This is a genomic window from Leucobacter sp. UCD-THU (genome assembly GCF_000349545.1).
In the GTDB taxonomy this organism is placed as follows: domain Bacteria; phylum Actinomycetota; class Actinomycetes; order Actinomycetales; family Microbacteriaceae; genus Leucobacter; species Leucobacter muris.
Genome location: NZ_KB714604.1, coordinates 99,514 through 122,582 on the forward strand (window position 1 = coordinate 99,514; position 23,069 = coordinate 122,582).

Consider the following 23,069-nt stretch of genomic DNA (forward strand, 5'->3'; position numbering starts at 1 on the left):
CCCAGTTCGAGCGTCGCGGTCAGTTCGCCGCGCGTCTCGGTGTCGAGCTCGGCGAGCGTCGTGCCGTCGGGTGCGACGATGCGGCTTTTTCGAACAACTTTTCAGGAGTGGGANCGAGCCGCAGAAGTCGTGGCCCGACTCGCTGCCGACCCGGTTCGCGTAGGCCACCGGCACCCGGTTCTCGAGCGCTCGGGCCGTGACCGCGGTGCGGTGATCGAGCTCGTACGGGTGCATGTTCGCCGACCCCGCCACGAGCAGCTCGGCGCCCCGCAGCGCGAGGGTGCGGCCGACCTCGGGGAACTCGATCTCGAAGCAGTTGACCACGCCCACTCGCGCGCCGCAGAGCGTGACAGGGGTGAGGGCGTCGCCCGTGCGGAACACCTCGCGCTCGTCGCCGAACAGGTGCGTCTTGCGGATCGCCGGCAGCACGCGGCCGTCCCGATCGATCGCGAGGTACGCGTCGAAGTAGCCGTCGTCGGCGGCGGTCTCGACGAAGCCGACGAGCAGTGCCGTGCCGGCCTCGCGGCACGCGGCTCCGAGATCGGCGATCCGCGGGTCGTCGACGGGGAGGGCGAGCTCGGAGAGCCGCTCGGTCTGATAGCCGGTGAGGAACAGTTCGGGGAAGACGACGAGGTCGGCCTCGCTCTGCGCGAGCGCCGCGCGCACGCGGGCGAGGTTGCCTGCGACGTCGCGGGGGAGCGGTGCGTCCTGGATGACGGTGAGGCGGAGGTTCGAGGTGCTCATGGTGCTCACATTCTCGCATGATCGGGATGTTGCGGCTCAATTCGATGCCAAATCGTTTCGATTCTATGTTTCCCTGTGATTAAAAGAGCAATTAGCCACTTGTTAAAACGTTTCGGCTCAGGTAGCGTGGGCCGCGGATGATCCGGACCGCGCCCTCAGCGCGCGGCCCGGCGCTCCCGGCGGAGGCGCCGATGATCGTCGCACTCCGTCGCCGTATCTCGAACCAAGGGAGTTTCCATGACCACGGCGCCGACGGTGATGAAGAGAGAATTCACCATGTTTTCCGCGCTCTCAGTCGCATTCGCGTTCGTCTCTCCGATCGTCGCGCTGTACAGCGTGCTCGGGCTCGGGCTCACCACCTCGGGTCCGGCCTTCATCTGGGGCGGCATGATCCTCTACCTGGGTCAGTTCATCGTCGTGCTCACCCTCGGGGTGCTCGCGTCGAAGTGGGCAGACTCGGGCGGCATCTATCAGTGGTCGCGCCGCCTGCTCGGCCACCGCTACGGCTGGTTCGCCTCGTGGACCTACATCTGGACGCTGCTCATCACGCTGCCCGCGGTCGCGTACGCGGGCGCTGTGCTGATCCCGCCCATCTTCGACGTGCCTGCCGCCGATCACGGCGTGGTGACCTGGCTCGCCGTCGGGATCCTCGCGTTCAGCACGATCGTGAACCTCGCCGGGCGCGTGTTCATCAAGATCCTCATGGTCGGCGTGATCGTCGCCGAGGCCGTGGGCTCGGTCGGCGTCGCGGTCTGGCTGCTGTTCTTCGAACGGCACCAGGGTCTCGACTACCTCTCGCCCGACTCGCTCGGCGACTACAGCGGCGCCTTCTTCTCGGCACCGCTCGTCATGGCGATCGCCTTCTCGAGCTACTTCGCGATCGGCTTCGAGAGCGCGAGCTCCATCGCCGAAGAGGTGCGGCGCCCCAAGAAGGCCGTGCCGCGGGCCATGGTCGTGTCCTTCTTCGCGATCATGATCATCGTGCTGCTGAGCACCCTCGCCTTCACGCTCGCCGTGCCGAGCGACGCGTTCCTGCAGGATCCCGAGAACGCGGCCGACCCCGCCGTCGCGATCATGGCCGCCACCTTCCCCGAGCCGGTGTTCCGCGGCATCCTCGCCCTGTTCGTGATCGCGTTCGCGGCGAGCCTCATGACGATCCAGATCACCGTGTCGCGCATCGTGTGGGCCACGGGCCGCAACGGCGAGCTGCCGTTCGCGAGGTTCCTCACCAAGCTGTCCGGCGCGACCGGCCTGCCCCGCCGCGCGGTCATCGTCACCGCCGTGATCGCGGTGCTGCTGTTCATCCCGTTCCAGAGCGAGGGGATCCAGATGGCCCTCATCTCGTTCTCGTCGGTGGGCTTCTTCATCTCCTTCCTGTTCCCGGTGCTCGGCATGGCGATCGCGCGCTTCACCGGGCGGTGGAGCGACGACCCGAAGCTCTTCCTGGGCCGTGCCGGCCAGATCGTCAGCTGGCTCGCGCTCCTGTGGCTGCTGTTCCAGATCGCGAACGTCGCCTGGCCGCGCGAGACCGGGGCCGGGTGGGCGAGCGACTGGTCGACGATCATCGGCGTCGCCGCGGTGGGCGTGCTCGGTGTGATCGTCGAGGCCTGGGTGCATCGCAAGCGCGTGCACGCCGCGACGACCGGATCGACGATCGTGATCGTCGAGCGCGACGAGTCCGATGACGACGAGGACGACGACGAGGCGGCTCCCGCAGCCGGCGCGGCGGCGGTGCTGCTCGAGGAGCCCGCGGGGAGCGATCGGTCCTGAACCGGGCGGTGCCGCGGGCCGAGGGGCCGCGCGGCACCGCGTACGAAGCGGATCCGGATCGCCCTCCAGCCCGGGAGGTCGCGCCCCCAGGCGCGACCTCCCGGAGCGATCTCTCAGTCGGCGAGCGTCGACTCCCGCACGTTCAGCGACGTCGGCACGAGCTCGCGCCGGCGCTCGGCCGTGCCGTCGAGCGAGTCGATCAGCAGGTCGACGGCGATCTCCCCGAGCCGCACCGGGTGCAGGTCGAGCGCGGTGATCGGCCGCTGCAGGCCGTAGTCGAGGTAGCGGCTGTCGGTGAGGCTGAGCACCTGCAACTCGCCCGGGATGTCGAGGCCGAGCGTGTGCGCGCTGCGCTCGGTCGCGTGGGCGAGCGTGTCGAGGGTGGTGAGCACCGAGTCGAAGCGCCGATCCGGCGCCGCGAGCGCGGCCTGGATCACGGGCTCGGCCTCGTCGACGCGGGGCCCCGGGGAGCGGATGATGATCGGCTCGATGCCCGCCGTCGAGCACCAGTCGAGGTAGGCGGAGAGCTCGTCGCGCACGTACGAGGAGCTGGTCTCGCTGAGGAACAGCGCCGGCTTCGCGCCCCGCGTCGCCGCGAGGTGCGCGAGCGCCGTCGTGGTGCCGATGGCGAAGTCGTTGTCGACCCAGCTCAGGTCGTCGGAGTTGCGGCCGATGGTCACGCAGGCGATGCCCGCGCCCGCCGCGGCGGCGAGCAGCGGGTCGTTCTGGCTCGGATCGACGACGATGAGGCCGTCGGCCGCCGAGAAGAACGTGCGCGACGACTCGTGGGACGGCAGCATCGAGAGCAGGAAGCCGCGCTGGAACGCCTGCGCGCTCGCGCCGCTCAGCACGCGGAAGTAGTACTCGACGTCCCACTCGGGCTGCCCGGGCTTCGTCGACTGCGCCGCCATCGGCGACACGGTGAGCACGAGCGAGCCGGTGCGACCGGCGTTGAGGTTCTTCGCGATGCGGTTGACGGTGTAGCCGAGGCGCGCCGCCGTGTCGATGACGTTCTGCCTCGTGGCCGGGGCGACGCGACCCTTGCCGTTCAGCGCCTCGGAGGCCGTGGCGACCGAGACGCCGGCCTCGGCCGCCACGTCCTTGATGGTGATCCTGCGCGGTTTCACGGTGCCTCGTTTCACTGGGGGATCGCGGGGACGATGTTCGGGGCGCCGGGCACGACGATGCGGGCGGCCAGGTCGAGCAGCTGCGGGCGCCGAGCGGGCGGCAGCATGGCCCGGCCCTCGGCGAAGAGCTCTGCGATGCGCGCTCGAGCCGCGGCGGTCACCTCGGGCGCACCGGCCGCGGCGGCGAGCCGGTCGGCGGGCAGTGCGGTCGGCTCGGCGGGAGCCGTCGACGGGGCCGCCCCGGGTGCGCCCCACGGGTCGGTCTCGGCGGCCGGGGCCTCGCCCGCGAGCCGGCGGGAGGCGAGCCAGAGGGGGAGCGTCGGGATGCCGTTGCGCAGATCGGCTCCGTGATCCTTGCCGAGCTCGGCCGCGTCGCCGTGCACGTCGAGCAGGTCGTCGGCGACCTGGAACGCGAGCCCCAGGCGTTCGCCCGCGGCGGCGAGAGCGGCGGCGTCGGGCTCGTCGCCCCCGGTCGCGCCCGCGGCGGCCCCGCCGAGCTCGAATGCGGCGCCGAACAGCGCCCCGGTCTTCAGCGCGGCGTAGCGCTCCAGCAGGGGCGGCGCGTCGTCGCCCCACCCGAGTGCACGCTCGAGCAGCTGGCCGGTGCTCAGGGCCCGCAGCGCCCGCGCGAGGGGCGCGCTCGCCCGGTGGCCGAACGGGGCCGCGATCTCCTGCGCGATCCCGAGCAGCAGGTCCCCGACGAGGATCGCGGTGTCGTCGCCCGAGACGACGCGCAGCGCGGCGGCGCCGCGCCGCATGCTCGAGCCGTCGATGATGTCGTCGTGCACGAGCGACGCGGTGTGCAGCAGTTCGACCGCGGCGGCGGCCGCGGTGAGGAACCCCGGGTCGGGATCTCCGTAGGCGTGGGCGACCGCGATCAGCGCCCGCGCGCGCACGTGCTTGCCGCCCGAGAGCGCCTCCGCCTGCTCGGGCGGCACGGTGCCCTCCGGCAGCACGGCGAGATGCGTCTCGAGCAGGCTGCGCAGCCGCGAGACCGCGGCGTCGACGGCCGCGGCGATGACCGCCTCGGCCTGCCGCGCGATCTCCGCAGCCGGGCGCGGGCCGGGAGCGGACGAGGCGGTCATGCGGCTCCTTCGGATCGGGGTGTGCCGTACGCCTCCAGGGTAGGTCTCGGAGCCCCCGCTGCCAAATCGGTTCGGCATGAGGTGCGGTGCCCGGGGCGACCCGGGCGAGCCGCCGCGCCGCGCCCGCGCACGCGACCGCAGGCTATCCTGAGTGGCGTGAGCGTCGACGACCTATCGCCCAGCATGCAGAACTACCTCAAGGTGATTTGGGGGCTGCAGGAGTGGTCGGACGCACCCGTCTCGAACTCCGCGATCGCGGAGGCGGCGGGGGTGCGCCTCTCCACCGTCTCCGACGCGCTGCGCAAGCTCTCCGACCAGCAGCTCATCGGCCACGTGCGCTACGGCACGGTCACCCTGACCGAACTCGGCCGCGAGCACGCGGTCTCGATGATCCGCCGGCACCGGCTGCTCGAGACGTTCCTCGTGCAGGTGCTCGGCTACGAGTGGGACGAGGTGCACGAGGAGGCCGACCGGCTCGAGCACGCCGTCTCCGACGAGCTGATCGACCGCGTCGATCGGGTGCTCGGATACCCGACGCGCGACCCCCACGGCGACCCGATCCCGAGCGCGGACGGGCTCGTGCAGCGGCCCGACGCGGTGATCCTCTCGACCGCGCCCGCCCCGTGCCGGGCGCGCGTCGAGCGCATCTCCGACGCCGACAACGAGATGCTGCAGTACTTCGCGAGCCGCGGCCTCGTGGTCGACGCCGAGCTCGAGGTGCTGCCCGGCGAGCCCTACTCCGAGACGGTGACGGTGCGCGTCGGCGGCGCCGAGGCGCCCGTCAGCCTCGGCCCGGCCGCCGCGGCGTCGATGTGGGTGTCGGTGACGGCTCTGTAGCGCGCCCCGGGTCGGGCGCCGACGAAGCACCCGGATCCGGATCCGGATCGCCGTCCTGCCCGGGCTCCTTCGCGAACTTCAGGCCGATCACGCAGCCGATGATCCCCGCGAGGAAGAGGAGCTTCGGCGCCGACGGGCTCTCGGTGCCGAGCAGGAACGAGGCCCCCACGGTGAGCGCGGCCCCGAGGCCCGTCCAGATCGCGTAGGCGACGCTCACGGGCAGTCCTCGCATCGCGTATCCCAGGCCGAACATGCTGATCGGGTTCGCGATGAAGAACACGACGCTCGGCGCCGGCACGGTGAAGCCGTGCGACTCCTTCAGCGCGATCGCCCACACGGCCTCGAGCGCGGCGCTCGCCACCAGCACCACCCAGTGGCGCGTCGAGGCGGTCTTCGTCTCCGCGGCCTCGCGCAGCGGCCTGCGCCCCACGATCAGCTCACCGCCTTCAGGCCGACCACGCAGGCGATCAGCCCGAGCAGCAGCACGACCCGCAGCACCGTGGCGCGATCCTTGCGCGTGATCATCGCCCACGCCGCGGTGAGCACGGCCCCGATCCCCACCCAGACCGCGTACGCGGTGCCGACGGGGATCTCGCGCATGGCCCAGGCGAGGCCGGCCATGCTCGCCACGTACGAGACGACGAAGAGGGCGCTCGGCCAGAGCCGCTTGAACCCCTTGGAGGCGTCGAGGGCGGTCGCCCAGACGGCCTCGAGCATTCCGCTCAGCACGAGCAGTATCCACGCGAGTGACATGACGCAGCTTCTCCCTGGCCGTCGTCGATGTTGCGGGTACAGCTCCCTCGTCCGCGCCCCTGGTGAGGGGCCGTATCCAGTGTCGCACATCCGGCCCCGTTTCGACCGGCCGACCGCGGCGACCGGAGCGGGGCGGGCGAACCGCGCGGGGACGGCCGAAAGCGGGCGTGACGCGGGCCCGATATACGCGATAATGGGAGAGGCCCGTGTGGGCTCTCGGAAGGAGCGCGGTGTTCGGCTGGTCGAAGAAACGCAAGCGCGGCGGTGCGCGCCCACCGCGACGCCTGCCGAGACGGGTGCTCGCACCGGTCGAGGAGATCGTCGAGCAGGGGCTGCTCGTCGCCGACGTCGCCGTGCGCATGACGGTCAAGAACGAGATCATCATGAACGCCCTCAAGCGCCACGCCGACTACGACGAGGCTCAGATCCGCGAGATGGTGCGGCAGGCGACCGCCGACCTCGCGAAGGAGCGCGAGCGCGACGCGCTGCACATCGCGCGCATGCGCAACGAGATCCGCGACACCGGGCGCAGTTCGTGGAGCGAGTCCGACTACGGCAACGACGACAACCGCACCCTGCGTCACCGCCAGGAGGTCTACGAGAGAGTCGCCGAAGAGCTCGAGTCGCGCGCGAGCGACGACGCCTACCTCTCCGAGACCGCCGAGCGGGCCCGCGCGATGGCCTGGCACGAGATCGGCGACTCCCTGAAGGAGCGCGCCACGCATCCCTACTACAGCGGCGGCGCCAGCGAGGAGTACCGGGAAGCCCGCGAGGGGCGCATCCAGCAGCTCATCGAGAAAGACCTCACCGCGCTCGTGCAGCAGCAGAGCAAGCCCGGCCGGCTGCGCAGGAAGCGCAAGCTCGACGAGTAAGGGCGGGATCGGGTGCAGAAGCGTCCCCGGGCTCTGCCGACTCTTCGGCGGGCGCCGCTCAGATCAGCGCTCGCGGAGCTCGGGGTGCCGTGAGAGGTAGCCCTCGATGAACCAGCAGGAGGTCTGCAGATCCCGGTGCCCGATCGCGTCGCCCGTGAGGGCGTGGTGGGCGAGCAGCGCTGCGAGGCCGGTGCCCCGCAGCTCCGGCAGCACCACGGTGTGATCGAAGTCGATCGTGTGCTCGCCCACGAACGAGTAGTGCGCCTCGCCCACGAGCCGGCCCTCGTCGTCATCGCCCTGATAGATCGCGTACCGCTGCTCACCGGGCTCGTGCACGATGCGGAATCCGTCGGCGGCCGCCTGTTGCTCGTCCAAGTATCTAGCCATGGCACCACACTACGCGGAGCGCCGCCCGGTCGGGAGGGGTTGACAGGGGCTCGAAACCGGCCGCGGACGGAGCCGCCGACGAGGCGTCCGCACTATCCTCGAAGGGTGCGTCAGACCTCCCGCCCCTGCAGCGCCCTCCTCGGGGCGCTCGCCTGCGCGCTGCTCGCGGGCGGGATCGCGGCGTGCGCACCCCAGTCCGAGCCCGCACCCGAACCCGAGGTGCTCTCGGCCACCACCGCCGGGGGCGTCTACCTCGACGCCGTCTGCCCGGTCAACGCCGCGTGGGACGAGGTCGACGTCGAACTCGACCGCCTGCGCATCGCGGTCGCTCGCGGCGGCGACGAGGAGATCGACACGAGCCGTTTCGCCGACGCGATGGAGCGGGTCGCCGAGGCGAGCTCCGACGCCGGCAACCGGCTCGACACCGAGCAGCAGAGCTGGCCCGCGCAGGCCGAGCCGGCGGTGGAGTCGGTGCGCGAGACGCTGCAGGCGGATCGCAAGCAGGCGCTGAGCGTCGCGAAGCTCGACGCCGAAGAGGCCGCGGCCTACGACTGGAAGGGCGCCGCCGAGGCGGGGGAGGCGGCCGCGGAGGCCCGCGCAGCACTCGGGCTCCCCGAAGACCCGGTGACGGCGTGCGCCCAGTGGGAGGAGCAGCAGGCCGAGACGGCGCAGCCCGAGAGGTCGCCGACGCCGCAGAGCGGTTCGACCGGCGGCGGCTCGGACTCGGAGCGGAAGGCAGGGGACTCGAATGGCTGAGGTCGACGGGCGCGGGTCGCGCGCCGCGGTCGAGCTGCGCGTTGAGCGGGCGCTGCGCGCCGCCGCGCGGGCGGGCAACCGGCTGCTGTCGGGCGGCGTGGCCCGCGTGCGGGTCGGAGGCGACGGCGACCGGGAGGTGCTGCTGACCGCCCTCGCACGCATGGGCGTGAGACTCGAGGGCGCCTCGGGGCTGCCCGCCGAGTTCGTGTTCGTGGATCACCTGGGCTTTTCGAACGGTTTTTTGCGGGAACAGGNACCTGCTCGCGCAAAAGCGCTTCGAAAAATCGGGCGCGGGCCTCGACCCGGTGGTGGTCGCCCTCGACGGGGGAATCGCGTCCGCCCGCGGTGGCGACGCCGCGGCGAGGATCGCGTGGGCGGCGCGCGGCATGCGGACGACGGCCCGCCTCGCCGAGGAGTTCGCCAGGGCCCGCGCCGGCGCCCGAGGCCCGCGCATCGGGGTGAGCCTCGTGCTCGAGCCGAAGACCGCGGCCCTCGCGCTGGCCCTCGCCGGTGCCGGCTGCGAGGTCGCCCTCTTCAGCGCCGTCTCCGAGACCGACCCCGAGGTCGCCGCCGCGCTCGCCGCCGATGGCAGGATCGCGGTGTTCGCCCCCACGAGCGCCGCGGGCGCGGGCGAAGAGCGACCAGAAGCGGCGGCCCGCCTCGACGCCGAGCACGCCGCCGCGATCCTCGACTGGGGACCCGAATACCTCGTCGACGACGGCTCCCACCTGATCCGCCTCGCCCACAGTGAGCGCCCGCGCGCCCTCGACCGTTTGCGGGCCGCCGCGGAGGAGACCACGAGCGGTGTGCGCCCCCTGCGCGAGATGGAGGCCGAGGGGGCGCTGCGCATCCCCGTCATCGCCGTCAACGACGCCCGCACGAAGACCGACTTCGACAACCTCATCGGCACCGGCCAGTCGTGCGTGCTCGCGATCGCCGACCTGCTCGACGAGGCCGGGTGGGCGGCGCCGCAGCGGGGCGGAGCAGACCCTCGGCCTCACGCCCCCGCATACGCGGGGGTCGCGGGCACCCGCTGGGCGGTGGTCGGCTACGGCCCCGTCGGCGCGGGCACCGCCCGCTTCGCAGCGGCGCTCGGGGCGGAGGTGACGGTCGTGGAGCGCGACCCGGTGCGCGCCCTCGCGGCCCTGCACGACGGCTTCGAGGCCCGCTGCGCCGATGAGGCGCTCCCCGCCGCCGATGTCGTGGTCAGCGCGACCGGCGTCTGGCACACCCTCGACGCGCACGGCTTCGCGCTGCTGCGCCCCGGCACGGCCGTCGCGGTCGCGGGCGGCATCGACGACGAACTCGCCCTCGACGAGCTGCAGGCCGCCGGATGGGCTCGGAGGCCGGCGGGCGACGGCCTCGCCGAGTGGATCGCCCCCGGCGCCGACCACGGCCCGCTCGTGCTCGCCGACGGCGGCGGCGTCAACTACACGGCCGCCGAGGGCAACCCCGTCGAGGTGATGGACCTCTCCTTCGCCACGCAGCTCGCCGCGCTGACCCGCCTCATGCGCGACGACCTCGCGCCCGGGGTGCACGCGCTCTCGAGCGAGGACGAGGCGCGGGTCGCGCGGGCGGCGCTCGAGGTGCGCGGCGGATCCGCCGATCCGGCTCCCTCTCGCGGTCGGCCGGGCGGCGCGGCCCAGCCCTGGCCCGTGCACCGATACCGGTCCGCCTCCGCCTGACGCCTGAAAGCCGCCGCCCCATCGACGGCCGGCCCCGGGGCGCGGGCGGACGGCTCACGCGACGCTGGCCTCGGCGCACGCCCTAGAATCGTGCTGGTGAGCACAGCACCCGAGATCGTCGTCTACAGCGCCTCCCTCGTCTTCCCCGTCGTCAGCCCGCGCATCGAGGACGGCGCCGTGGCGGTGCAGCACGGGCGCATCCTGCACGTCGGCGACCGCCGCTGGGTGCTCGACGCGCTCGCCGCCCGCGGCGCCGAACATCGCGAGGAGCACTGGGACGGCGCGCTCGCGCCGGGCCTCGTGAACGCGCACACCCATCTCCAGTACACGCGCATGGCCGAGGTCGCCGAGCGCAACTACACCGGCTTCGACCACTGGGGCGACGCCTTCGACGCGGTCTACGAGCGGGGCGGCCACGACTGGGCCGCCGCCGCGGCCGACGGTGCGCGGCAGAGCCTCGCCGCGGGCGTGACCGCGGCCGCCGATGTCGTCACCGACCGGGCGGCGCTCGGCGCCCTGCACGACGCGGGCATGCACGGCATCGCCTACTGGGAGGTCTACGGCAAGAGCAACGACGACTGGGACGCCGCCGCGCGCGAGGAGGTGCGCCAGCAGATCCGCGAGATCCCGACCCCTCCCGGAGCCGGCGTCTCGCCGCACGCCCCCTACTCGCTCGAGGTGCAGCCCCTGCTCGAACTGCCCGACATCGTGCGCGAGGAGGGCCTGCGCCTGCACATCCACCTCGCCGAGGCCCACATGGAGCGCGAGTTCGACGGCATCGACGGCTACGTGGGCGCCGGCCCCGGCGGGCACGGCGAGTGGCCCGAGCTCGGCGCCGACAGCTTCCGCGCGCTGCGCTCGCACGGCATCGGCGTCTCGTCGACCCAGTTCGTCGACCACCTGGGGGTGCTCGGGCCCGACTGCCACATCGCGCACGGCGTGTACGTGAGCGCCGAGGACCGGGCGCTGCTGCGCGCCCGGGGCACCAGCGTCGCGCTGTGCCCGCGATCCAACGAGGTCATCGGCCTCGACATGCCGCCCGTGGCCGCTTACCTGCGCGAGGGCAACCTCATCGCGGTGGGCACCGATTCGCTCTCCTCTTCGCCGTCGCTCGACCTGCTCGCCGACGTCGCAGCCCTCTATCGCGTCGCCCGCGCCCAGGGCTACCGCGAGGACGACCTGCACCAGCGGCTCTTCACCGCTGCCACGCTCGGCGGCGCCGCGGCGCTCGGGCTGCACGTGGGCAAGCACCGCATCGGGCAGCTCGGAGTCGGCGCGATGGCCGATCTCGCCTTCTTCGAGGCGGCGTCGCACCACCCCGACGCTGCGCTGGCCGAGCTCGTCGAGGACGGCGCCGGCCGCGTCCGGCGCACGATCGTGGAGGGCGTCGAGCGCTTCCGCGCGTGAGGCCGCGCGGCGAGGGAGTGCGGCGAGGGCGCCGAGAGGCGGATCTCGCGCGTCGGGTCGGCGGTCGGCATGCAAGATCCGCCTCTCGAGGAACAGCCGGACGGTCGGGGCCCTGGGCCGTGTGACCCCGGGTGACGGGCGGTGCGGAGAACGGCCTGCAATCTCATAGACTGGTCTGCGGTCGGCGCGGCGCCGCCACGCCTGAACGCGCCCGCGCCTCCCCACACATCGAAGGAGCCCCCATGTCACGCACCTCCCGCCTCGTCGCGGCCGCCGCGGCCGGCGCCGCAGCCCTGCTCGCCCTCACCGCCTGCACCGGCGGCGCGTCCTCCGACGAGGCCGCTGGCGTCGGTCCCGTCACCGAGGGCAAGCTCACCATCGCCACCGGCGAGCCCGCCTACGCCCCCTGGGTGATCGACGACGCCCCCGAGAGCGGCGAGGGCTTCGAGGCCGCCGTCGCCTACGCAGTCGCCGAGGAGATGGGCTACGCCGAGGGCGACGTGGTGTGGGTGCGCTCGAGCTTCGACTCGGCCATCGCCCCGGGCCCCAAGGACTGGGACCTCAACATCCAGCAGTTCTCGGTGAGCGAGGAGCGCAAGCAGGCCGTCGACTTCTCGTCGGCGTACTACGAGACCACGCAGGCGGTCGTCGCCGCGGGCGGCACCCCCGCCGCCGACGCGAAGAGCATCGCCGACCTCAAGGACACCGTCATCGGCGTCGCCTCGGGCACCACGTCGCTCAAGATCGCCGAGGAGGTCATCGCGCCGAACCAGCAGATCCAGGTCTTCAACAGCGTCGACGACACCGTCGCGGCGCTGCAGAACGGCACCATCGACGCCCTCGTCACCGACCTGCCCGGCGCCTTCTACGTGCGCGACGCACAGCTCGACGACGGAGTGATCGTGGGCCAGCTCGAGTCGGTGCAGGGCGGCGACGAGTTCGCGTTCGTGCTGCCGAAGGGCTCCTCGCTGACCGCCGAGGTCACCGCCGCCGTCGACGCCCTGCGCGAGAACGGCACCCTCGACGAGCTCGCCGCCGAGTGGATCGCAGACCAGGGCGCGCCCGTCCTGAAGTGACCCCGTGACCGTCACGCACCCCGGCAGCGCGCCGTTCGAGCCCTCGGCGATCGAACTCGAACGGCGCGCGTACCGCCGCGCCCGCAGGCAGCGCTCGATCCTCGTCAGCATCGCGAGCACGCTCGTGTTCGCGGCGGTGATCGCGGTCGTGCTGGTCAACAGTCCCGGCTGGAGCCGGGTGAGCGACACCTTCTTCGATCTGGAGGTGGCGGTCGCATCGTTCCCGCGTGTGATCGAGGGGCTCTGGCTCAACATCCAGGTGCTCTTCGTCGCGGCGGTCGGCGTGGCCGTGCTGGGCACGCTGCTCGCGATCGCGCGCACCCTCAAGGGCCCGGTGTTCACGCCGATCCGGCTCATCGCGGCCGGCTACACCGACATCTTCCGCGGCATCCCCGTGCTGCTGGTGCTCTACCTCGTGGGCTTCGGCATCCCCGGCCTCGAACTCACCGGCCGCATGCCGGCCCAGTTCTGGGGCACCATCGCGCTGATCCTCAGCTACTCCGCGTACGTGGCCGAGGTGCTGCGCGCCGGCATCGACGCGGTGCACCCCTCGCAGCGGCTCGCCGCCCGCTCGCTCGGGCTCAGCCACGGCAAGACGCTGCGGCTCGTGGTGATGCCGCAGGCGGTGCGCAAGGTCACGCCCGCCCTCATGAACGACTTCGTCTCGATGCAGAAGGACGTCGGCCTCATCTCGGTGCTCGGCGCCGTCGACGCCGTGCGCGCCGCGCAGATCGAAGTCGCATCGAGCTACAACTTCACGCCCTACGTGCTCGCGGGCGTGCTCTTCGTGCTGCTGTCGTGGCCGTTCATCCGGCTCACCGACTGGATGACGGCGCGCGCGCAGAAGCGCGAGCAGGTGGGAGGCACGGTATGAACGCATCGGCGAAGCGGGCTCAGGATCCCGCAGCGCGCCCCGTGCTCGACGTGCAGGCGGTGCACAAGCGCTTCGGCGACCAGCCGGTGCTGCGCGGCATCGACCTCACCGTCGATCGGCACGAGGTGGTCGTGCTCATCGGCGCGTCGGGCTCGGGCAAGTCGACACTGCTCAAGACGATCAACCTGCTCGAGCAGGTCGACGACGGCCGCATCTTCCTCGGCGACGAGGACATCACCGACCCGCGCGTCGACACCGACCGGGTGCGGGCGAGGATCGGCGTGGTGTTCCAGCACTACAACCTCTTCCCGCACATGAACGTGCTCGACAACGTGACGCTCGCGGCGCGCAAGGTGTTCGGCACCGCTCGCGCCGACGCCGAGCGCACCGGCCTCGCGCTGCTCGCCCGCATCGGCCTCGCCGACAAGGCGAAGGAGTACCCGGACCGGCTCTCGGGCGGCCAGCAGCAGCGCGTCGCGATCGCGCGCGCCATCGCGACCGATCCCGAACTGCTGCTGCTCGACGAGATCACGAGCGCGCTCGACCCTCAGCTGGTGGGGGAGGTGCTCGACCTCGTGGGCGACCTCAAGGCGGCCGGCTCCACGATCGTGATGGCGACGCACGAGATGTCGTTCGCGCGACGGGTCGCCGACCGCGTGGTCTACCTGAAGGACGGCGTCATCATCGAGTCGGGGCCGCCCGAGCAGATCTTCGACCGCCCTCAGCGCGAGGAGACGCGGGAGTTCCTGTCCCGCGTGCGCGACCCCTTCGGGGAGTGAACCGGCGCGCCCGCGCGGGACGACGGGTCTGCGCTTGCGCGGGACGACGGGTCTGCGCTTGCGCCGACCGCGCGCGGGGGAGTAGGCTGTTGCGTCTGCCTCCGACGGGTCCTCTGCGCGACCCCGGCCGGGGCCGCTCATCTCAAGGAGTCTTCCCGTGACCTCAGATACCGCTTCGGTGCGGGTGCCCGCAGCGCCCGGCGACACGATCGACCCCGCGGGCATGCGGGTGATCTGGCTGCTGCTCGTGGCGGCCTTCGTCGCGATCCTCAACGAGACCACCATGGCGATCGCCATCCCCGCGCTGAACACCTCGCTGGGGATCCCGCCCGAGCTCGGGCAGTGGCTCACGAGCGCGTTCATGCTCACCATGGCCGTGGTGATCCCCACGACCGGCTTCCTGCTGCAGCGCTTCACGACCCGACAGATCTTCCTGGCCGCGATGATCTCGTTCGTGCTGGGAACCGCGATCTGCCTCGTCGCCCCCGGCTTCGTCGTGCTGCTCATCGGACGCATCGTGCAGGCGGCCGGCACCGGCATCATGATGCCGCTGCTCATGACGACCATGATGAACGTGGTGCCGCCGCACTCCCGCGGCCGCATGATGGGGCGCGTCGGCCTGGTCATCAGCCTCGCGCCGGCGCTCGGACCGACGCTCTCGGGCGTGGTGCTCGACCACCTCGGATGGCGCTGGCTCTTCGGCATCATCCTGCCCATCGCGGTCGTCGCACTGCTGCTCGGCGCGAAGTGGATGACGAACCTCGGCGAGACGAAGCGCGCCCCGATCGACGTGCTGTCGATCGTGCTGTCGGTGTTCGCCTTCGGCGGCGTCGTCTTCGGGCTCAGCCAGCTCGGCGGGCACGGAGGCGCCGCCGGCGGCGGAGGCGTGCCGCCGTGGGCCGTGGTCGCCGGCGGCGTCGTGTTCCTCGCGCTGTTCGTGCGGCGCCAGCTCGTGCTGCAGAAGCTGGACGACGCGCTGCTCGACCTGCGAGTGTTCACCTCGCGCAACTACGTGATCTCCGTGGTCATCATGGGTGTGATCGCGCTGTCGATGTTCGGCACGTTCTCGCTGCTGCCGCTCTACCTGCAGAACGTGGCGGGTCTCGAACCGACAGCCGCCGGCCTCGTGCTGCTGCCCGGATCGATCCTCATGGGCCTGCTCGGCCCCGTGATGGGACGCATCTACGATGCGCGAGGCCCGAAGACGCTGCTCGTGCCCGGCACGACCCTCATCACGGCGTCCATGTTCATGTACTCGACGGTGGGCACGCACACGCCCGTGTGGCTGCTCGTGGTCGTGCAGATCGCGATGTCGCTCGGTCTCGCGAGCTCGTTCACCCCTCTGTTCTCGGCCTCGCTCGGCTCGCTCGACCGGTCGCTGTACTCGCACGGCTCCGCGGTGCTGAACACGCTGCAGCAGGTCGGGGGCGCGGCGGGAACCGCCGTGCTCATCTCGATCTACTCGACGTTCCTGCACTCCGGCGAGGCGCGCGGCCTGTCGACCGCGGAGGCCGGGGCGCCCGGCACGAACGCGGCCTTCTTCGTCGCGGGGTGCATCTCGCTCGTGCCGCTCGTGCTGGCCTACTTCGTGCAGAAGCCGGCCGACCAGCAGGGCGCGCCGGCGGGGCACTGACCGCGGCCCGCCGCTCGGCCGACCCGCGCTTCTCGTCGAGCCCGCCGACTCCGATGCCCGAGCCCGTCGAAGGAGTCGGCGGGATCGCGCGGCAGCGGCCTCACTCGAGGGCCGAGATCGACCGCCGGACGGCCTCGGCGAGCTGCCGCACCGCCGTCGACGGCCCGCCGGGACCCGCGGGCGCTGCGAGCAGCAGTTCGCGCGCGAAGCGGGGGTCATCGATGGGGCGCAGCACCACGCCCTCGGGCGGGTTCGACGCGACGAGGCTCGGCACGAGGCCCACGGCCATGCCCGCCGCGATGAGGCCCAGCACCACCGAGTAGTCGTCGGTGCGGATCGCGACGTCGATCTTGTGCCCCTCGACCTCGAACACCTCGCGCACGAGCTCGTCGAGCGTGTCGCCGGGGGTGGAGCCGACGACCCAGCTGTCCGAGGCGAGCGACAGCAGCGCGGACCGGTCGAATCTGGTGTGCGCGGCTTCGGGGTGCACCGCGGGCAGGGCGACGAGCATCGGATCGGTGAACAGAGGGGTGGTGTGCACCTCGGATCGGAACGGCAGCTGGTAGCTGCCCGCCGCGTAGACGAGCGCCGCGTCGAGCGTGTGCTGGTTGATGCGCGCCACGAGCGGCGCGACCTCTTCGAGCGTGGCGTCGAGTTCGATGCCGAGCTCGGAGACGCGGCTGACGATGCCGGGCAGCAGGCGCGCGGCGGCCGTGGGGAAGGTGCCGAAGCGCAGTCGGGTGCGCCCCAGCTGGGCCAGGTCGCGGACGTCGGTGAGCGCGCGGTCGGCGAGGCCGAGGATCTCCTCGCCGCGCTCGAGCATGAGGGCGCCCGCGGTGGTGAGCCTGCTGCCGCGCGTGCTGCGGGCGGTGAGGTCGGCGCCCACGAGGCGGTCGAGGTTCTTGAGGTGGTAGTCGACCGTGGGCTGGCTCCAGCCGAGGCGGGTGGCGGCGCGCGCCACCGAGCCCTCTGCGGCGACGGCGCTGAGGGCCTGGAGCTGGCGCAGATCGATCATCGGGTACCCCTGTTCCGTATGGAGCTGGACGGGGGCCTCACCCCCGTTCGTTCAAGACAGTATATGGTTCCCGGGAGGCGTTTGCGGGGTTCCGCCGCGCACCGCGCGCGCGAGATGCTGGGCCCATGCTGCACCAGGAGACGACGCCCCCCGGTCTTCCCGCGCACGACGCGCTGATCGAGACGGCCACCGCGGAGGCGAACGCGCCCTTCGCGACCCAGGCTTCCGCGACGCCGCGCTACGCCGAGGATCAGTACCGCATGCCGTACGCCGAGGCGATCGCGCGCTTCGGCGACTCGGCGCCGCTCTCGCTCATGGTGCCGGGGCACGGCAACGATCCCGAGGCGGGCGGCGAGCACATCGCCCGCCTCTTCGGCGGCCGCGTGGTGCAGCTCGACGTGCCGCTGCTGCTCGAGGGCATCGACGCGGGCGAGGACAGCCCGCTCGTGCAGTCGCAGCGCCTCGCCGCCGACGCGTGGGGGGCGAAGCGCAGCTGGTTCCTCACCAACGGCGCCTCACAGGCCAACCGCACCGCGGCGATCGCCGTGCGCGGGCTCGGCGAGCGCATCCTGATCCAGCGCGCGATGCACTCGAGCCTCACCGACGGCGTGCTGCTCTCGGGGCTCGTGCCCTCGTTCGTGGCGCCGTCGGTCGACTCGCGGCACGGCATCGCCCACGGCCTCACGCCCGAGGCGCTCGACGCGGCGCTGACGCGCGAGGCGCGTGCGGGGCGCGCGGTGTCGAGCGTCTACGTCGTCTCGCCGAGCTACTTCGGATCCGTGGCCGACGTGGCGGGCCTCGCCGAGGTGTCGCACCGGCACGGAGCGGCGATCATCGTCGACAACGCGTGGGGTGCGCACTTCGGCTTCCACCCCGAGCTACCCGAGTCGCCCGCGCGTCTCGGCGCCGACCTCGTGGTGTCGAGCACGCACAAGCTGGCCGGTTCGCTCACGCAGTCGGCGATGCTGCACCTCGGCCACGGCCCCTTCGCCGACCGCCTCGAACCGCTCGTCGCGCGCGCGTTCAGCATGACCTCGTCGACGTCGATGAGCGGGGTGCTCATGGGTTCGCTCGATGCGGCTCGACACGCGATGGCCACGGGGGAGGGGCGCATCGGGCGGGCGGTGCGGGCCGCCGGCGAGATCCGGGGTCGCCTGGCGCTCGATCCACGGTTCTCCGACATCGGCGACGGTTTCTCCGCGTTCCCCGACATCGCCGAGACCGACCCCCTGCGCATTCCGATCGACGTCTCGCGTCTGAGGCGCAGCGGGCACTGGGTGCGCGCCGCGTTGAAGGAGCGCCACGGCGTCTACCTCGAGATGTCGACGGCCACGAGCGCGGTCGCCGTGATCGGCGCGACCCGCGAGGTCGACGTCGACCGCTTCATGGCCGCGCTCGACGAGGTCGCCCGCGAGGCCGAGCGGCTGGGGGCCGAGGCGGTGCACGAGTTCCCCGAACTGCCCGAGCCGGGTGAGCTGCGCATGCTGCCGCGCGACGCGTACTTCTCGGCGAGCGAGGTCGTGCCCGCCGAGCAGGCCGTCGGGCGCATCTCGGCCGACACGCTCGCCGCATACCCTCCGGGCATTCCGAACATGCTGCCCGGCGAGGAGGTCACCGCCGACACCGTCGAGTTCCTGCGAGCCGTCGCGGCGTCGCCCACTGGCTACGTGCGCGGCGCGGTCGACGCCGAGGTGTCGGGCATCCGCGTGGTCGTCTGAGCCTGCGCGGTCCGGGGTCCGGCGGTTCGAAGCGGGTTGTGTCGGGGTCGCTGCTTCGGGGCGTGCTGATGCTTCGGATCTGACCGATGCTTCGGATCTGACCGATGCTTCGGATCTGACCGATGTTTCGGATCGGATCGGGGGTTCCGCTCCGAAACATCGGTGAGGCCCGAAGGAACGGTGACACGCACGACGCCGGATACGCGAGCGGGCGGCGGATCCAGAAGGATTTTTCGAACGGATTTTGCGAAGAAGATGNGGGCGGCGGATCCAGAAGGATCCGCCGCCCGCTCGCGTATGGCTCGGAAGCCTACTTCTTCTTCTCGAAGAGGTTGCCCACCAGGGTCGAGCCGATGAGCACCACGGCCAGCAGCACCACGCCGACGATCGAGATCGCCACCACGTCGAGCGGCTGACCCGCGGTCGAGAACATCGACTCGTGGTCGTGCCCGTCGTGGGCGAAGGCGGGCACCGCCACGAAGACCGAGGCGATGGCTGCGGTCACGGCGGCGGCGATACGGGTGCGGATCTTCACGGTGTCTCCTCGCGAATGTCGTGATGCTGGTGCGGCGAGCCCGTGAGGCGCACCGCGATGCGTCTATCCTATCCCGCCGACGACGGCCTCGCGCACGCGGCCGTCGATCACCGAGACCAGTTCGTCGAGGCTGCCCTCGTGCACGAGGTCGTGGGTGACGAGCAGCGTGGCGGTGCCGCGTTCGTGCGTGAGGCGCGCGATGAGGTCCATGATCTCGGCGCCCCGCTCGCGGTCGAGCGCGCTCGTCGGTTCGTCCACGAGCAGCACCTCGGGGGCGTGCACGAGGGCGCGGGCGATCGCGACGCGCTGCCGTTGCCCGCCCGAGAGCTGATGCGGGCGCTTGTCGCGCTGCGCCTCGAGGCCGACCGCGGCGAGGAGCTCGTCGGCGCCGCCGCGCACGAGCGCGCGCCGCGCGGCCCGCTCGGAGCGGCCGCCCCCGAGCTCCGCCATCGCGAGCAGCTGCTCGCGCGCGGTGAGCGAGGGCAGCAGGTTGGACTGCTGGAAGACGATGCCGATGCGCTCGCGGCGCAGTGCCGCCGCCTCGCGGCACGTGAGCGCGGCGGCGTCGAGGTCGCCGATCATCACGCGGCCCGAATCCGGCCGGATCAGCGTCGCGGCGACCGCGAGCAGACTCGACTTGCCCGAGCCGGAGGGCCCGGTGATGCCGGTGACGCGCCCGGCGGGGGCGTCGAGCGACACCCGGTCGAGGGCGGTGATGCGTCCCTCGCCGTCGGGGAAGGTCAGGGTGACGTCGTGCAGCTGGATCATCGGTGGCTCCCGAGGGCGGTGAGGGGGTCGGAGGACGTGACGGATCGGAGCGCGAACGCGGCTCCGGCGAGGCCGAGCGCCGCCATGACGGCCGCGGGGGCGATCGTGGTCAGCGGGCTCAGCAGGAACGGGAGTGCGGTGCCGACGAGCGCGCCGAGCCCGACCACGACGGCGAGTCCGACGCCGATGCCGGCGACGAGCACGACGAGCGCCTGCCCGAGCGCGTCGCGCACGAGCGAGCCCGTGGTCGCGCCGAGCGCCTTCAGAACGGCGACGTCGGCCGAGCGCTGCATGGTCCAGACGGTGAAGAAGGCGCCGACCACGAGTGCCGAGATGCCGAACAGCAGCGCGATCATCAGCCCGAGCGAGCCGATCTCGGATCGGAACGTCTCGAGCGCGGTGAGGCTCGCGAGCGGCGTCTCGGCGCTGGTGCCCGTGCGCTGCGCGAGCCCCTCCCAGTCGGGCGAGCCGGAGACGGCGAGCAGCGTCGGCTCACCGTTGCCTCCCACGCGCTCGTCGGCGGCGGCCCAGGCGGCCGGTGTCATGACCACGACGGGGGTGTGGCTGTACCAGGCGTCGCCGCCGATCCGTGCGACGCGGTACTCGGCACCCGTGATGGTGATCGAGTCGCCCACCGTCGCGTCGAGCTCGCGGGCCGCGCCGGATGAGAGCCCCACCTCATCGTAGCTCGCCGGCGCGAGTTCGACGACCGCCGTCGCATCGGGCGCCGATCCCGCGATCCCGTCCGCGCCCGCGAGACCGAACAGCGCGACACCCGAGGGCGACCCGGATCCCGCGACCTCCGCCCGGGACTGCACGATGCCCACGGGCGTCACCGCATCGACGCCGGGGGCCTCGCGCCAGCCCGAGATCGCGGCCTCGTCCAGGGCGGAGGTGGCGAAGCTCGCCCCCTCGCCCGAGGCGTCCTGCAGCACGAGGCGGTCGCCGGGCAGTGCGAGCACTCCCGAGACGTTCTGGGAGGCGAGGCCTCCCGTCAGGCCCGAGAGGAAACCCACGAGCAGGGTGATGAGAGCCACGACGGCCCCGATGAGCACGAATCTCCCGCGGGCGAAGCGCAGGTCTCTCCAGGCGACGAACACGATCTTCCTCTCCGGGCCGCGGTGAGACGGATCACGACCCGCTCACCAGCCTCCGCCTCGAGCGGATCGGAGGCATCGCCCGCGAGACCGGTTGCGCTCTGCACCGGACGGACGCGGCGAATCGAACTTTCGGTTGATGCGCGCCCGACGGCGACCGGCGTAGCCTGGGATCGATGTCGCACCGCACCACGCTCACGCCCGTCTTCGCCGGGCTGCGCATCGGGCTGCACGCGCTGCTCGTCGCCCTCGCCGCTTTCGCCGTGGTGCGCGCCATCGCGCTCGACGACCCCCGCTGGCCGTGGGTGCTGACGCTCGCGGCGCTCTTCGTCGGTCTCTACCTGTTCGGGGCCGCGGCGGCGCGCAGGGGAGCGCGGAGCGCTCGGCAGGGGGAGGGCCACCGGAGCGGTCCGAGCGATGGTGGCGACCGGTTCGACCGGGGGCGCCCGGGCGCACCGGTCGATCCCGCTGGCCCGGCCGGTCGCGGCGGCGTCCGCGCGCGGTGGGCGGCGCCGGCCTGGATCCTCGCCCTCACGATGCTCTGGGCCGCACTCGTCTGGCTCGCGCCCGACGGCGCCTATCTCGTCTTCCCCATGTTCTTCCTCTACCTGCACGTGCTGCCCGGAGCGCTCGGAGTCGGGGCGGTCGTGGCGGGCACGGCGATCGCGATCGCCGCACTCGGATCCCACCACGGCTTCAGCGTCGGCGGTGTGCTGGGGCCGCTCGTCGGAGCCGGGGTCGCGATCCTCATCGGCCTCGGCTACCGCGCACTGGCGCTGGAGGCCCGGGAGCGGGAGGAACTCGTCTCCGAACTGCTGCTCACCCGCGAGCGGCTCGCCGAGACCGAGCGCCAGCAGGGCGCTCTCGCCGAGCGGGCGCGGCTGGCGAGGGAGATCCACGACACGGTCGCCCAGGGGCTCTCGAGCATCCAGATGCTGCTGCGCGCGGCCGAACGGGACGCCCCCGAGGGCGCCGCGCTGCGGCACGTGCGGCTCGCGCGTGAGACCGCGGCCGAGAACCTCGCCGAGACGCGGCGATTCATCCGCGAGCTCACCCCCGCGACGCTCGACGGCGGTCTCGCGGCGGCGCTGCACCGGCTCGCCGCCGACCAGAGCCGCCGCGCCGGCCTGCGCATCGACGTCGAGGTGGGCGACGGCGCCGGGGGCGAGGGCGGAGTCGCGCTGCCGATGGACACGCAGAGCGCCCTGCTGCGCATCGCGCAGGGGGCCGTCTCGAACGCCGTGCGCCACTCGGCCGCCGGGCGGGCCCGGATCGCGCTGCGGCGGGAGGGCGAGGCGGTCGTGCTCGTGGTGAGCGACGACGGCGTCGGCTTCGACCCGGCGCGCGTCGCCGTGCGCGAAGCCGACCGCGACTCCTTCGGGCTGCGGGCGATCGAGGAGCGGGCCCGTCAACTCGGCGGCACCCTCGAGATCGACTCCGCCCCCGGGTCGGGCACCCAGCTGCGTGTGACGGTCGCCGCGGCACCGCGCTCACCGGAGCCAGGTGAGGGGATCGGGCGATGATCCGGATCGTACTGGCCGACGACCACCCGGTCGTGCGCGCGGGGGTGCGGGCCCTGCTCGAGTGCGAGCGCGACCTCGAGATCGTGGGCGAGGCGGCCACGCCGGACGCCGCCGTCGCGCTCGCCGCCGGCGCGGAGCCGGACGTCGTGCTCATGGATCTGCAGTTCGGGGCCTCCGGCAGCGGGGCCGAGGCCACGCGCCGCATCCGGGCTCAGGTTCACCCGCCCGCGGTGCTCGTGCTCACCAACTACGACACCGACGGCGACATCCTGAGCGCGGTGGAGGCCGGCGCGAGCGGCTACCTGCTGAAAGACGCCCCGCCCGACGAGCTCGTCGCGGCGGTGCGCGCGGCGGCCGCCGGCGAGAGCGCTCTCGCGCCCGCGATCGCGGGGCGGCTGCTCGCGCGGCTGCGCGCGCCGGCCGTGAGTCTCAGCGCCCGCGAGATCGAGGTGCTGCAGCTCGTGGCGGCGGGGCGCACGAACGGCGGAATCGCGGCCGAGCTGCACATCACCGACGCCACGGTGAAGTCGCACCTCGTGCACGTCTACGACAAGCTGGGAGTCTCGACCCGCACGGCCGCGGTCGCCGCGGCCCGCGAGCTCGGCGTGCTGCGCTGAGTGAGGCACCG

22 protein-coding genes and 1 pseudogene are annotated in these 23,069 nt (G+C 72.6%); 13 read left to right on the forward strand and 10 right to left on the reverse strand.

Features of this window, described 5'->3' with window-relative positions:
* Positions 1-129: 129 nt before the first annotated feature.
* Positions 130-744 (reverse strand): annotated as a pseudogene (locus tag H490_RS32730) (nitrilase-related carbon-nitrogen hydrolase); the annotation flags it as partial.
* 276 nt (positions 745-1,020) lie between these two features.
* Here H490_RS32730 and H490_RS27980 point away from each other — a divergent pair.
* Entirely contained in the window at positions 1,021-2,514 is a 1,494-nt protein-coding gene (locus H490_RS27980; protein WP_193743415.1) for an APC family permease, read from the forward strand.
* A gap of 113 nt (positions 2,515-2,627) precedes the next feature.
* Here the strand turns inward: H490_RS27980 and H490_RS31785 are convergent, their stop codons facing one another.
* Both H490_RS31785 and H490_RS31215 read right to left on the reverse strand, forming a co-directional pair.
* Entirely contained in the window at positions 2,628-3,641 is a 1,014-nt protein-coding gene (locus H490_RS31785; RefSeq protein ID WP_017884828.1) for a LacI family DNA-binding transcriptional regulator, read from the reverse strand.
* Positions 3,642-3,652: 11 nt separating this feature from the next.
* Complete coding sequence (locus H490_RS31215; protein ID WP_017884829.1) at positions 3,653-4,726, reverse strand: polyprenyl synthetase family protein; 1,074 nt, start codon at positions 4,724-4,726, stop codon at positions 3,653-3,655.
* A 156-nt stretch (positions 4,727-4,882) separates the two neighbouring features.
* On the opposite strand from H490_RS31215, the gene H490_RS27990 reads away from it, so the two are divergent.
* Positions 4,883-5,563 carry a metal-dependent transcriptional regulator gene (locus H490_RS27990; RefSeq protein WP_017884830.1) on the forward strand — a complete coding sequence of 227 codons (681 nt, stop codon included), beginning with the start codon at positions 4,883-4,885 and terminating at the stop codon, positions 5,561-5,563.
* On the opposite strand, the gene H490_RS31220 is transcribed toward H490_RS27990, so the two are convergent.
* Positions 5,508-5,993 (reverse strand): DMT family transporter, encoded by a 486-nt coding sequence (locus tag H490_RS31220; protein WP_017884831.1) that lies wholly within the window; start codon positions 5,991-5,993, stop codon positions 5,508-5,510. The two genes, H490_RS27990 and H490_RS31220, sit on opposite strands and share 56 nt — an antisense overlap.
* Positions 5,994-5,995: 2 nt before the next feature.
* Positions 5,996-6,316, reverse strand: a complete 321-nt coding sequence (locus H490_RS28000; RefSeq protein ID WP_017884832.1) for a DMT family transporter — start codon at positions 6,314-6,316, stop codon at positions 5,996-5,998.
* Positions 6,317-6,546: 230 nt separating this feature from the next.
* Here H490_RS28000 and H490_RS28005 point away from each other — a divergent pair, with 230 nt between their 5' ends.
* Positions 6,547-7,188 carry a hypothetical protein gene (locus H490_RS28005; protein ID WP_017884833.1) on the forward strand — a complete coding sequence of 214 codons (642 nt, stop codon included), beginning with the start codon at positions 6,547-6,549 and terminating at the stop codon, positions 7,186-7,188.
* 63 nt (positions 7,189-7,251) lie between these two features.
* Here the strand turns inward: H490_RS28005 and H490_RS28010 are convergent, their stop codons facing one another.
* Positions 7,252-7,575 carry a GNAT family N-acetyltransferase gene (locus H490_RS28010; protein WP_031290193.1) on the reverse strand — a complete coding sequence of 108 codons (324 nt, stop codon included), beginning with the start codon at positions 7,573-7,575 and terminating at the stop codon, positions 7,252-7,254.
* A 105-nt stretch (positions 7,576-7,680) separates the two neighbouring features.
* Between H490_RS28010 and H490_RS28015 the strand changes: the two genes are divergently transcribed.
* From H490_RS28015 to H490_RS28040, 7 genes are all read left to right on the forward strand, one after another.
* Positions 7,681-8,331 (forward strand): hypothetical protein, encoded by a 651-nt coding sequence (locus H490_RS28015; RefSeq protein WP_017884835.1) that lies wholly within the window; start codon positions 7,681-7,683, stop codon positions 8,329-8,331.
* Between the two features lie 386 nt (positions 8,332-8,717).
* Complete coding sequence (locus tag H490_RS0116330) at positions 8,718-10,016, forward strand: adenosylhomocysteinase (RefSeq protein ID WP_152424305.1); 1,299 nt, start codon at positions 8,718-8,720, stop codon at positions 10,014-10,016.
* A gap of 90 nt (positions 10,017-10,106) precedes the next feature.
* Entirely contained in the window at positions 10,107-11,423 is a 1,317-nt protein-coding gene (locus H490_RS28020) for an amidohydrolase family protein (RefSeq protein WP_017884837.1), read from the forward strand.
* Positions 11,424-11,665: 242 nt separating this feature from the next.
* The gene (locus tag H490_RS28025) at positions 11,666-12,499 is read left to right on the forward strand and encodes an ABC transporter substrate-binding protein (protein ID WP_017884838.1); all 834 of its coding nucleotides are present in this window, start codon (positions 11,666-11,668) and stop codon (positions 12,497-12,499) included.
* Positions 12,500-12,503: 4 nt separating this feature from the next.
* A complete protein-coding gene (locus H490_RS28030) occupies positions 12,504-13,373 on the forward strand; it encodes an amino acid ABC transporter permease (protein WP_017884839.1) in 870 nt (289 codons plus the stop codon).
* Positions 13,370-14,152 carry an amino acid ABC transporter ATP-binding protein gene (locus H490_RS28035; protein WP_017884840.1) on the forward strand — a complete coding sequence of 261 codons (783 nt, stop codon included), beginning with the start codon at positions 13,370-13,372 and terminating at the stop codon, positions 14,150-14,152. Before H490_RS28030 ends, H490_RS28035 begins: the two co-directional genes overlap by 4 nt.
* Before the next feature lie 157 nt (positions 14,153-14,309).
* The gene (locus tag H490_RS28040) at positions 14,310-15,785 is read left to right on the forward strand and encodes a DHA2 family efflux MFS transporter permease subunit (RefSeq protein ID WP_017884841.1); all 1,476 of its coding nucleotides are present in this window, start codon (positions 14,310-14,312) and stop codon (positions 15,783-15,785) included.
* Between the two features lie 100 nt (positions 15,786-15,885).
* Here H490_RS28040 and H490_RS28045 read toward each other — a convergent pair whose 3' ends face one another.
* Positions 15,886-16,800, reverse strand: a complete 915-nt coding sequence (locus tag H490_RS28045; RefSeq protein ID WP_017884842.1) for a LysR family transcriptional regulator — start codon at positions 16,798-16,800, stop codon at positions 15,886-15,888.
* Positions 16,801-16,925: 125 nt separating this feature from the next.
* On the opposite strand from H490_RS28045, the gene H490_RS28050 reads away from it, so the two are divergent.
* Positions 16,926-18,518 (forward strand): aminotransferase class I/II-fold pyridoxal phosphate-dependent enzyme, encoded by a 1,593-nt coding sequence (locus H490_RS28050; protein WP_017884843.1) that lies wholly within the window; start codon positions 16,926-16,928, stop codon positions 18,516-18,518.
* Positions 18,519-18,828: 310 nt separating this feature from the next.
* Here the strand turns inward: H490_RS28050 and H490_RS28055 are convergent, their stop codons facing one another.
* The 3 genes from H490_RS28055 to H490_RS28065 all read right to left on the reverse strand — a co-directional run bounded on the left by H490_RS28055 (position 18,829) and on the right by H490_RS28065 (position 20,921).
* Positions 18,829-19,053 (reverse strand): hypothetical protein, encoded by a 225-nt coding sequence (locus tag H490_RS28055; RefSeq protein ID WP_017884844.1) that lies wholly within the window; start codon positions 19,051-19,053, stop codon positions 18,829-18,831.
* A 63-nt stretch (positions 19,054-19,116) separates the two neighbouring features.
* Positions 19,117-19,821, reverse strand: coding sequence for an ABC transporter ATP-binding protein (locus H490_RS28060; protein WP_017884845.1), 705 nt, complete (start codon positions 19,819-19,821; stop codon positions 19,117-19,119).
* Positions 19,818-20,921 carry an ABC transporter permease gene (locus H490_RS28065; RefSeq protein ID WP_017884846.1) on the reverse strand — a complete coding sequence of 368 codons (1,104 nt, stop codon included), beginning with the start codon at positions 20,919-20,921 and terminating at the stop codon, positions 19,818-19,820. Before H490_RS28065 ends, H490_RS28060 begins: the two co-directional genes overlap by 4 nt.
* Positions 20,922-21,094: 173 nt before the next feature.
* Between H490_RS28065 and H490_RS28070 the strand changes: the two genes are divergently transcribed.
* Positions 21,095-22,441, forward strand: coding sequence for a sensor histidine kinase (locus H490_RS28070; protein ID WP_017884847.1), 1,347 nt, complete (start codon positions 21,095-21,097; stop codon positions 22,439-22,441).
* A complete protein-coding gene (locus H490_RS28075) occupies positions 22,438-23,058 on the forward strand; it encodes a response regulator (protein ID WP_017884848.1) in 621 nt (206 codons plus the stop codon). Before H490_RS28070 ends, H490_RS28075 begins: the two co-directional genes overlap by 4 nt.
* Positions 23,059-23,069 lie beyond the last annotated feature (11 nt).